Origin of the sequence: Phocaeicola sp. GP0067 (assembly GCF_031119655.1) — a bacterium.
In the GTDB taxonomy this organism is placed as follows: Bacteria; Bacteroidota; Bacteroidia; order Bacteroidales; family Bacteroidaceae; genus Phocaeicola; species Phocaeicola vulgatus.
The window spans coordinates 15,742-27,951 of record NZ_JAVHZY010000001.1 but is presented as its reverse complement, the minus strand read 5'-3'; the positions used below and the strand labels follow the sequence as shown (position 1 = coordinate 27,951).

Here is a 12,210-nt window from a genome sequence, read left to right as displayed (position 1 = left end):
ATTTGATATGATTTTATGTGAGCAAACATGGCGCTGGTACGGACCGAATGATCCCGTATCATTGTGGGACATCAAACAAGCCGGAGCAACCGGTATTGTCAATGCCTTACATCATATTCCCAACGGTGAAGTATGGACGGTAGAGGAAATAATGAAGCGCAAGAAATTGATTGAAGAAGCAGGATTAACTTGGAGTGTCGTAGAATCCGTGCCCGTACACGAGCATATTAAGACACAGACAGGAGATTATCTGAGATATATCGAGAACTATAAACAGAGTTTGCGTAATCTGGCAGCATGTGGTATCTATATTGTGACTTATAACTTCATGCCTGTACTGGATTGGACCCGTACGGACCTGGCATATACGTTGCCCGATGGTTCCAAGGCATTGCGTTTTGAGCGGGCTGCTTTTGTAGCGTTCGATCTGTTTATCTTGAAACGTCCGGGAGCCGAAAAGGAATACTCGGCCGAAGAGATAGAAAAGGCAAAAGCGCGTCTGGCACAAATGGATGAGGAAGAAATTCATCGTCTGACACGAAATATGATTGCAGGATTGCCCGGTTCGGAGGAAAGTTTTACATTGGAGCAATTCCAAAATGAACTGGACCGTTACAAGGATATTGATGCGGACAAACTCCGCAATAACTTGATTTTCTTCTTGAAAGAAATTTGTCCGGTAGCCGATGAAGTGGGAGTAAAGCTCGTTATTCATCCGGACGATCCGCCTATGTCTATTCTGGGCTTGCCGCGCATTATGAGTACGGAGGCGGATTTCAAGCTGTTGGTGGAAGCTGTACCTAATCCGTCAAACGGACTTTGTCTGTGCTGTGGCTCATTTGGCGTATCTGCACAGAATGATTTGCCGGGTATCATGGAACGTTGGGGAGACCGTATCAATTTTGTTCATTTGCGCAGTACCCAACGTGATGCTGAAGGGAACTTTTATGAGGCGAATCATCTGGAGGGTGATGTGGACATGTATCATGTAGTTAAGAACCTGTTGAAAGTGCAGCAACGTCGTGGAATATCTATTCCTATGCGTCCGGATCATGGTCATCAGATGATAGATGATTTGAACAAGAAAACAAATCCGGGCTATTCTTGTTTGGGACGTATGCGTGGCCTTGCCGAGCTTCGTGGTTTGGAAAAAGGAATAGCGATGAGTATGGTGGCAGAGTAACTTCTTTTTAACATATAAAAATAAGACCTGAATGTCTTCCGGTATCCGGAGATCTTCAGGTCTTATTTTGTTTAAAGGCTGGATAATAGGGGCTTTCTAGACAAATACAGATATTAATTAGACAAATAAAGAGGTGCTGGCGGAATGGGAACGCCTATATTTGCAACAGTTTTTAATCTAATTAATCCTTAAATTCTTTTATTATGAATAAAAAAATGAAACTGCTTTCAGTCCTTGGATTGGTGACAGCTATTCTGTTTTTGTTCTCGCCGATGGTGACAGCTCAATCCTTATCCATCAGTGGTAAGGTAATTGACAAAAACAGTCAGGAGCCTGTAATTGGGGCCAGTGTTTTAATTGAAGGAACCTCAAACGGTACGATAACCGATTTGGATGGTAATTTTATGCTTTCCAATGTTCCATCCAAAGGAAATCTAGTCGTGTCTTATATTGGTTATGCTACGCAAACTCTTCCAATCAATGGAAAAACTAGTTTCAGTATTGTCTTGGCTGAGGATACCGAAACGTTGGATGAAGTTGTTGTGGTAGGTTATGGTGTGCAGAAAAAAGTGAATCTTACCGGATCTGTCGCTTCTGTGAAAGGAGATGCGTTGGAACATCGTCCGGTAGTGGATGCAACACAGAGTTTGCAAGGTTTAGTTCCGGGTTTGTCAGTAAGCAATGGAGGATCGGGACGTCCTGGTGCTACCGGTTCGTTGAGTTTGCGTGGTCAAGGCAACTTGTCTGGAAATTCTGCTCCTTATGTATTGGTAGATGGTGTGGAAATGTCTCTTTCAGATGTAAACCCGAATGACATCGAGAATATTTCTGTATTAAAAGACGCGGCGGCTTGTGCTATTTATGGAGCACGTGCAGCTTACGGTGTGATTCTGGTGACAACTAAACAAGGTGAAGAAGGAAAGATGCGTGCCAGTTATCAAGGTACATTAGGATGGAGTGCTCCAACTGTGCTGCCGGATATGGTGAATTCACTTGACTTTGTGAAGTTTTGGAATGACGGTGTCAGCAATACAGGAGCTGCTAACCGTATGTATAGTGAGCAAAAAATAGCTGATTTGGAACAATATATGAGAGATCCGTCCAGTATTGACCCGTGGGGAGATTTGGCACCGGGTGAATCATTGAATGCCGCATTCGAAAACTCGGAACGCGGATTGGGAAATACGGATTATTTTGATCTGCACTATAAAAATTATAGCTTTAAGCATAACCACAATCTCAGTTTTAGCGGGGGTAGCAAGAAAGCACAATATTATGTTTCCGGAGGCTATTATAATGAGGACGGTATTTTGCGCTATGCTGATATGGACTATACACGCTATACGGTTAATGCCAATATCACTTCAGAATTGACTAAATGGTTGAAACTGAAATTCAACACTAAGTTTATGCATTCGGATAATAGGACTCCTTTTAATAATGAAGATCCGAAAACTGGACTTGACGGTGGTTTGAGTGAAGGATTTTATCATAGTTTGGCACGTTTCCGTCCTACGGTATCGGTTATTGACCCTAATGGACATTTTACGGAATTGTCTATGATTCCTTATTTGCAGAGTGGAACGTATACAGATACGCAACGTGACCGTTTTAATATCACTGCAGGTTTTGAATTGCAACCGCTGAAAGACTGGTTTATTTTCTTTGATTATACTTATAAGCAAATGAACTTGGAGTATGAAGCATTGAATGTGGCTCCCAGTATTTATGAGCAAGATGGGGTGACAATGACCAAAGTGGCGCGTTCTGAATTGGGAGTAGTGGAAGACGGTAAGTTTACACGTACTTATGGACGTACCCGTTATCAGACTATCAATTTTTATACAAACTACCAGTTCACTCTGAATGATCATCATAACTTTACATTAATGGGGGGGTATCAAGAAGAGGATAATGATTATAGCTATATGAAGAACTCTATTACAGGCTTGTATTCTACAAACAACCCTAATTTGGGTATGGGTACAGGTGATAAAGTGGTAGTGGATACTCGTAACGGATGGGCTACACGAGGCTTTTTTGGGCGTATCAATTATGACTACGACGGTCGCTATCTGTTGGAATTGAACGGCCGTTATGATGGGTCTTCTCGCTTTGCTAAAGGAAACCGCTGGGGATTCTTCCCTTCCGCATCTTTGGGATGGAATATTTATCGGGAGAAATTTATGGAACCGGCAGCCGATTTCCTTTCTAATTTGAAATTGCGTGTATCATATGGTTTGTTAGGTAATCAGGCAGATGCCGGTTTATATACTTTTGCTTCCAATATGTCACTGAATGGTGGTTTGGGAGGATATATATTTAGCGACGGTCGTCATATTTATACCAATCCCGCTCCTGTTATTGACCCGAATACTACTTGGGAGAAGGTGGAAAGCAAAAATATCGGATTGGATTTTGGTTTCTTTGGAAACGCTTTGACCGGAACCGTAGATATATTCCAGCGTGATACAAAAGATATGTTGGGACCGGGGCTGGAGTTTCCCGATATGTTTGGTGCGGTAGCTCCACAGGCTAATAACGCCCGTATGCGTAACCGTGGTTGGGAGTTGTCTTTGAATTATCGTGGAAAAATAGGTAACGATATTGATTATAGTGTCGGAGGGTCGGTTTCAGATGCTGTTTCCGAAGTGACGGAATATGCTAATGCTAAAAAGAATGATCCTTACGGAAGCTGGTATACAGGCCGTAAAGTAGGTGAAATATGGGGATATCGGGCCGAAGGTCTGATTCAGACACAAGAAGAAGCTGACGCTTACAACGCGGAGTATGATTTAAGCTATATCAGTGGAAAACTGTGGGAACCGGGAGATGTGAAGTATATAGATCTGGATGGCAATAAAGTCATTGACAGGGGAGACAATAGACTGGTGGATGGTGATATGGGAGACCAGACTATAATTGGTAATACAACTCCACGTTATCAGTACACTTTCAATGGATATATCAGTTGGAAAGGATTAAGTCTGAGTGTTATGTTCCAGGGTGTGGGCAAACGTGACTGGGTTGCCGGTGGCGCATATTTCTGGGGATTTGGACCTTATGCTCAAGTTACTGTTTTCAAGGAACATATGGATTATTGGAGACCGGACAATCCGGGAGCTTATTATCCGAAACCTTATATTAATTCTGCGGGTGGAGTAGCTCCTTATCAGGATAAAAATATACAGCGTACTGATTTGTATTTGCAGAATGCAGCTTATTGCCGGTTGAAGAATCTGACTTTAAGCTATGACCTGCCTAATGCATGGGTACACAAAGCTGGCTTGCAGAAAGTGCAGGTGTTCTTTTCCGGAGAGAATCTGTTGACATTTACCAAACTGAAAGGTATGTTTGATCCGGAAGCCATTTTTAGTTCCAACTCATATACAAGTGAGGGAGGAAAGAACTATCCGATGAACCGCGTATTGTCCTTAGGCTTTATTGTTAATTTATAATTTTGATATCTTATGAAAAAAAGAAATATATTATTGGGGCTGGCTTTGGCATTCTGTTTTACGGCTTGCTATGATTTGGATAAAATGCCCGAGGGAGTATTGTCTACGGCCGAACCGTTTCGCAGTACAGGCGAAATAAGAAACTATATAGACCGCTATTATGAATTTGGTGTCCGTACGCAAGGGTTCATGGCTGGTGGTGGAGGTGGTATTGCCGGTAATGATGTTAACAGTGATAATTTGGCATCTGCTGCTGTCAATTCGCGCCTGATGGGATTAACTTCGTTGAGCAATGCGGTGGCTTTAGATAATTATACACATATTCGTAACATTAATTTTTTGATAAATAATGCCGGTGACTGTCCGGAAAAAGGCAGTGTAGAGTATAATCATCTGATGGGTGAGGCCTATTATTTCCGTGCTTGGTTTTATTATTCCATGTTTTCAGACTATGGTCGGTTGGCATGGGTAGACACCCCGCTAGAACCAAATCTGGAAGTAATGATGTTGCCTCGCGAGAGCCGTACATTTATTGCCGATAAGATTTTGGCAGATTTGGATATGGCCATTTCACTGATGAAGGAGCAGAATAATTCGTCATCCATGCGTCTGCACAAGGATGTAGCCCGTGCGTTGAAGAGTGAAGTCGCTCTCTTTGAGGCTACATGGGAAAAATGGCATTATGCTAAGGAAAAAAACAAACCCGAAAAGTTTTATGATACGGAACTTGGAGAGGCAGAGTTAATGGCAAAGATAGACAACTATTTGGATCAGTCTATCGCTGCTGCTGAAGAAGTGCGTCAACGGGGAGTATGGAAAATATATAATACCGGAAATGTGGAGAATGATTATAGGAGCATTTTTGAAACTCCTGATCTGACTGCTAATCCTGAAATTCTTTGGTTTAAGATGTATGATGGAGATCAGGTGGGCAATAGTGTCACTCGTTATTTGAATACAGGTGGAGGTAATGTGGGGGTTACAGCATCTTTAGTAGATGATTATTTGACGATAGACGGCCGGCCTTTGGTTGGGAAAGAGCTTCTTGATGCCAAGCGTGTCTATCCTACGGAGTTGCTTCCTACTGTCCGAGACCCCCGTTTGTCGCAGACTGTGGCCTTGCCTGGACAGCGCATGCAACCTGCTGGGGCTGGTAATCCGTACGTTGTCGGTTTCCCCTCGTTGGCTGGCGATGGTTCAGCGTTTGGAACGAACATGACCGGTTATGTGATGTTGAAACATGTACAGATAGATTATACTGGAGATTATATCTCGGAATATAAAGGCTCTACTCCTGCCATTCAGTTCCGTTACGCTGATGTTTTGTTGAATTATGCGGAAGCGCTGGCCGAGAAGAACGGGGCGGCTAATGCGGGCAAGATTATAGAGATATTGCATCCTTTGCGCGAGCGTGCCGGTATGCCGGATATTGATTTCGACCGTGAATATAATACTTCTGCGGAGTATCCGTTTAGAAATCTGGATAAATATATCCAAGCTGTACGCCGCGAACGCCGGGTGGAAAAAGCATTGGAAGGTCGTCGGGTATTTGATATCATGCGCTGGGCCGCTGCCGAGGAGTTGATTATAGGTAACCGCGCACATGGTGCTTTGTTTATAGGCAGTAACTTGCCGGAACAATATGGGCCAGAGTTGAAATATGACCAGGCATCTGGAAATAATATGTTTTTGACAGGCAGCCCTGATGATGCTGAACGTTACATATTACCGGTGCCTCCTTCTACAATGCCGAATGGATGGCAGTTTAAACCGAACCGGGATTATTTGTTGCCTATCCAGGAGCGTATGATTAATGTAATGGATGGCATGTGGGAACAGAATCCCGGTTGGTAAGGAAGTGATGAATGAATCCAAAGTTATATAAAAATGAATAGAATAACCAGTAGTGTATTGTATTCTTTGACGGGAGCAGCGATGTTGTCATCGCTGCCTTCCTGCAAGGTAAAGAAAGAGAGCGACGGGAATGAGAAAAAAAGCATGAATATTGTGTATATCATGTGTGATGACCATTCTTTTCAGACTATCAGTGCATATGACCAACGTTATATGCAGACACCCAATATTGACCGGATAGCCAATGAAGGGGTCCGTTTCACAAATAGTTTTGTGGCAAACTCCCTGAGTGGTCCCAGCCGTGCCTGTATGCTGACCGGTAAACATAGTCATGCCAATGGATTTACGGATAATACCACCACATTTGACGGTAACCAGCAGACTTTCCCGAAACTGCTTCAGGCTAATGGCTATCAGACTGCTATGATCGGTAAATGGCATCTGGTATCTGAACCTACCGGATTTAATTATTGGGACATCCTGATAGGACAAGGGGATTATTATAATCCGAAATTTATTAAAAATGGCGAACGGGTACAACGGGAAGGCTATGCTACCAATATTGTGACAGATTTGGCAATAAATTGGATGGACAGCATCCGGGACAAGAGTAAACCATTCTGTCTTTTTATTCATCATAAGGCGCCTCATCGTACCTAGATGCCTGATCTTTGTGACCTTGACTTGTATGATGATGTAACTTATCCGATGCCAGAGAACTTCTATGATAAATATGAAGGCAGAATTCCTGCATCCAAGCAGGAAATGAGCATTATAAAGGATATGGATTTGGTGTATGACCTGAAGATGGCGGACAAGGAGAATGAGATCCATACCACAACGGGACTGGAAGAAGCGGGCAGAAATATGTATAATGCTCTGAATCCGGAACAGAAGGCTGTTTGGGACAAGCATTATGATCCTATCATTGCCAAATTCAAACAGGATAAGTTAACGGGTAAGGCTTTGGCTGAGTGGAAATATCAGCAATATATGCATGATTATATGCGGGTTATCCATTCCATAGACCGTAATGTGGGGCGTGTTTTGAAGTATTTGGAAGAGAACGGATTGATGGAAAATACGATGATTGTCTATACTTCCGACCAGGGATTCTATATGGGAGAACATGGTTGGTTTGACAAGCGTTTCATGTACGAAGAGTCTTTCCGTACCCCCTTGCTGGTCCGTTTGCCGGGAGGAAAGAAAGGTGATGTTGATGAGATGGTGCAAAATATTGATTATGGTCCTACTATATTGGACCTTGCAGGGGTGGAGGTACCGGCAGATATGCATGGAGTTTCTTTCTTGCCTTTGCTGAAGGGGGAGAAAGTGCCTGACTGGCGTAAATCATTGTATTATCATTTTTATGAATACCCGGCTGAACATGCTGTCCGCCGCCATTATGGTGTACGTACAGAACGTTATAAATTGATGCATTTTTATAATGACATAGACTGTTGGGAACTATATGATTTACAGGAAGATCCTATGGAGATGCATAATATCTACGGACAACCTGGAACGGAAGAGTTGGTTAAAGAATTGAAGACGGAATTATTACGTCTCCAAGTTCAGTATGATGACCCTATTCGTAACATTTACAAGGATTGACAACCTAATCTGACCTAAATTTAACATAGCATGAAGTATTCCCGGTCTTTCTGTTTTCAAGAAGGTCGGGAATCTTTTTTTCTATAATCGGACGGACTCATTCCCATTGCATTTTTGAATACAGTGCTGAAATTGCGTGAATGCTTGAATCCTGACTGTTCTGCTACTTCGCTTATGGATAGTGTGGTGGCATCTAGTAATTTACGGGCATATTCCAAACGGCATTTTATGATGTATTCACTGATGCCTATATCCATCATTCCTTTAGTCTTGTTGTAGAGTGACGCACGGCTCATTCCCATTTGCTTTGCTATGAAATTGACATCCATATCCACATTGTTGATATTTTCATTGACAATGCGGCTGAATTGAAGCATCAGCTGCTCATTGATGTGATTCAGATTTTCTTGTTTGGGTATAGGGATATCTATGGTGGCATAGTGCTTTTTCACGATGTTGTGATTATGCATGATATTCTGTATCTGGATAGAAAGTAAATCCATGTCAAACGGTTTGGTTATATAGGCTTCTGCTCCTGTTTTGTATCCTTCTTCTATACTGGCGTCATCGACACAGGAAGTAAGCAGTATCACAGGCATATAGTTTAAGTCTGGTTTTTGTTTGATATAGCGGCATAGTTCAAATCCGTTCATGCGGGGCATTTTGACATCACTTAATACAATTTGGGGGCGTTGTGACGTAAGGATAGGAAGAGCTTCCATGCCATCATGAGCTTCATACACTTCTTCAAACAGAACTTGTAGGTTGCAAATCAGGTAATTACATAAGTCGCGATCATCTTCCACTATTAGAATAGAATGAAATTTCTCTATGCTGTCTTGTTGAGGTTGTTTGTAATCGATGTCGGCTGATAGATGCAATGCATCATTCAAATAGGTTTGAGGTGTAGATTGAATGTCGGCGGCTTCCTGTCTATACGGTAATGTGAAAAAGAAAGTCGCTCCTTTGGTTTCATTATTTTGGGCTCCGATGATGCCTCCGTGCATTTCTACCAGTTGTTTGGCGTATGACAAGCCGATTCCGTTACCTTGAAAGCTATGTTTACCCTGATAGAAGCGAGTGAATAAATTGGCTATATCTTCTTCTTGAAGACCTATTCCCTCATCTTTTATAGTTACCCGTACACGGCTTCCATTACCTTCGAGGTAAGTGGAAACAGTGACAGTAGAATTTTCTTCGCTGAATTTATAGGCATTTGTCAATAGGTTGTTAACGACGATTTCACATTGACTGCGGTCAAAATACATAGTTTCTATGGTAGTGTCAGGAGTAAATGCCAATGAGATATTACGTAACGAAAGTTCATCCTTGAAATCATTTAGGATACTTTGCAACCATTCGTTGAAGGGCGTGGAAGACATGCGCAGGATATTTTTCTCTACTTCCATCTTGCGCATATTCAGAATCATGTCAATGATGTTTTTCATTTGTCGTGCTTGCTTGAACGCACCATATAGTTTGCCACGGAGTTCATAGGGGATTTGTTTGCTGTTTGTAAGTTGTTTCAACGGTGTATAAATTAAGGTTAAAGGGGTACGCAGTTCATGGTTGATATTGATCAAAGCTTTCACTTTTTCCTTGTAGATGGTACGTTCCTGTTCCTTGTATTTCCGTTTCAGTTGACGGTCGTGAGCTTTTATGGTATAGATAATGAAAAGAATGATGATGACCGCACATAATAGGATGAACCAGGATTGTTGCCACCACGGAGGAAGGACAGTGAATTTCAGCAAAGTGAATTCAGGACTCCAGCTACCATCGTTCTGTGTACATTGAACCGTTATTTTATAGTCGCCCGGAGAAATGGTATGTAAAACAAGATGGGGACGGGATGTTTCTGTGTATTCTGTGTTCAGCCCTTTTATACGGAACCGGTAGATGCGCTTGTGAAATACATTTCCCCCTTCCAGTTGTGTATGTATTTTTAGGGAGGAGAAATTATAAGGAATTTCCATAGTTGATCGGGGGATGAAGTGAACTGTTGTGCCGTTCAATGCTATTTCTTGCAACTTAAGTGTGATGGGAGGTGGAGCCGAAGCTGGTTTTAAAGCTTTGTTGATTCGTACCAATCCCTCGGAGCCACCCATGTATATGTTGCCGTCACTTGCCACCAATGCAGGTTTGGCTAAAAAGTCGTTAGGTAATATGCCGTCCATCTCATTGTAGATGACAAAATGATTTTTATGTGGATTATAAGCGTATATGATTCCCAATGACCCCATCCATACGATGCCTTCATGGTCAATGACTAAAGAAGTGATTACGTCATTTCCATCGGGTAGCTTTAATGGCTCTTTACGGTTTGAGGGCAGGTGAATTCTGGTGACTCCATTAGGTTCGGCTATCCATAGAGTCCCTAAAGAATCAATGCTTGCAGCTAATATCTGGTTATTTTTCTCATAAGCTATGGTTTCGTATTCGTTTTTCTCTTTGTTGTATTGGAATACATTGTTTCGGTCATGAAAAAATGGATAAGTACGGTATTTTCCAATATAGATCCAGGAATATTGTAATTGTTTGTTCTTGAAGTGGATGGGAATAAGTTGTTGGCTTCCGGGAATATATCGGTAAAAAGCATTACCGTATAGTTCTATTTCGTTCCGATCATTAACTCGTATATTGGTGGGTGCACTGGAGCTTGCCAGCTTTGCTTCTGCATCTTTGTCCGGAAGAGAGAAGCGCTGGTAGTTTCCTGTCTTTTTATTGAAGCGGAAGATTCCTTTTGAAAAACTGGATGCTAGCAGTTCGGTTTCGGATAAAGGGCAAATGGATACTATTTTTTCTCCCAATGTTTGCGGATAGTGGGTAAAACGTTCCGTTTGCGGGTCAAAGCAGTTGATACCGCCTCCGTCCGTACCAATCCAGATCCGTCCGTCTTTATCTTCCCATAGGCATAAGGGGCATTTGTCGGACAAGCCTGAGGCTGGGTTTTGTGCAGCTTTGGTATAGGTAGTGATAAAACCTTTTTCTGCTCCTAGTACGCCTTCCCGCACCATACCTATCCACATGTGGTTGTTGCTGTGGCATAGGCATGTGACTGAATTGGCAGGGAATTGCCGGTTTTCTTTGTTTGATAAGATTTGAATATCATGAGTGTCCGGATAGATTATATTCACTCCGCCACCATCTGTTGCCAGCCAAATGGCTTTATCCCATTCTGTTATATCAAGAACAATATCGTTGCTCAAGTTTGAATTACGGGTATTATAGGAGGTCAGCAGTTGTCCATCCTGATTATAACATTTTACTCCTTGCCCGTAGAAGGAAACCCAGTAACGTCCGGAGGAATCCTTATATAGATCGTATGCATTGGATAATTCACCGAATGGAGAATCAGTTATTTCTCCTGTATGTTTATTTAATAGCTTTATTTCCCATGCATTGTTTATTATCAGGTAATGAGTGGAGTCGAAAGGCTCCATCTTGATAATATGGATTCCTGTTGTTTTTAAAGGGATTGCTTTGGAATGTTTTAATTCATTTTCATATACAAGCAATGTGTCGGTTACAGGTATCAGCAGCTTGCTTCCTTCAGTTGTTATAATGGAAGCTTTTACCGGCTGATTATGTCGCAGAAAAATTTGCAGGGAATCTTTCTCATATTCATAATAACTGATTCCTTGTGAGGTGATCGCCCATATCCGTTCTTCATTATCTCCGAAAATATCGTTGATGTAATGGCTGTTTTTACGTAATAAATACGGTAGATTATATTTCTTGATTTTTTCTCCATTGAAACGATATATTCCCTGAGTGGTTCCGACCCATAATGAACCGTTTTTGTCATCGTATAGGGATATAATAGAGGTTGGAAGTCCTTCTTTAATAGAAAGTTGTTTAAAATGATAATAAGGACGGTTGATGGAATAAGTCTTTATGATAAAACAACATAGAACCAGGATTACATAGACGGTTTTTCTCATTCAGATAAGGTCTTAAAACAAATATTTGTACAAATATAAGAAATAGGTTTTGAAATTCAAAGCGAAAAGAGGATATTGATAACCGAATGACTGTGATATTATATATAATTTGTCATTCTGAACAGATGTAAAAGATAACATAGTGTTCAGAATGACA

General features: G+C 41.7%; 4 protein-coding genes and 1 pseudogene. 4 read left to right on the top strand and 1 reads right to left on the bottom strand.

All coding sequences use genetic code 11. The features are described from left to right. The first annotated feature begins 7 nt into the window (after positions 1-7). The 4 genes and pseudogenes from uxuA (at position 8) to RE317_RS00070 (ending at position 8,109) form a co-directional block, all read left to right on the top strand. Entirely contained in the window at positions 8-1,183 is a 1,176-nt protein-coding gene (gene uxuA / locus RE317_RS00085) for a mannonate dehydratase (RefSeq protein ID WP_005849805.1), read from the top strand. A 203-nt stretch (positions 1,184-1,386) separates the two neighbouring features. Further along, the gene (locus tag RE317_RS00080) at positions 1,387-4,641 is read left to right on the top strand and encodes a TonB-dependent receptor (protein WP_008666401.1); all 3,255 of its coding nucleotides are present in this window, start codon (positions 1,387-1,389) and stop codon (positions 4,639-4,641) included. A gap of 12 nt (positions 4,642-4,653) precedes the next feature. Further along, entirely contained in the window at positions 4,654-6,495 is a 1,842-nt protein-coding gene (locus tag RE317_RS00075; RefSeq protein WP_005849802.1) for a RagB/SusD family nutrient uptake outer membrane protein, read from the top strand. A 33-nt stretch (positions 6,496-6,528) separates the two neighbouring features. Beyond that, positions 6,529-8,109: pseudogene (locus tag RE317_RS00070) on the top strand (sulfatase). Positions 8,110-8,165: 56 nt separating this feature from the next. Here RE317_RS00070 and RE317_RS00065 read toward each other — a convergent pair. Beyond that, on the bottom strand, positions 8,166-12,053 hold the full coding sequence (locus RE317_RS00065; RefSeq protein ID WP_117873561.1) for a hybrid sensor histidine kinase/response regulator transcription factor: 3,888 nt from the start codon (positions 12,051-12,053) through the stop codon (positions 8,166-8,168). Positions 12,054-12,210: the final 157 nt, after the last annotated feature.

Bases quoted from the DNA above. Each gene is read 5' to 3' on its own strand.
- RE317_RS00075 (WP_005849802.1), top strand. From the start codon at position 4,654: ATGAAAAAAAGAAATATATTATTGGGGCTGGCTTTGGCATTCTGTTTT.
- RE317_RS00080 (WP_008666401.1), top strand. From the start codon at position 1,387: ATGAATAAAAAAATGAAACTGCTTTCAGTCCTTGGATTGGTGACAGCT.
- RE317_RS00065 (WP_117873561.1), bottom strand. From the start codon at position 12,053: ATGAGAAAAACCGTCTATGTAATCCTGGTTCTATGTTGTTTTATCATA.
- uxuA (WP_005849805.1), top strand. From the start codon at position 8: ATGATTTTATGTGAGCAAACATGGCGCTGGTACGGACCGAATGATCCC.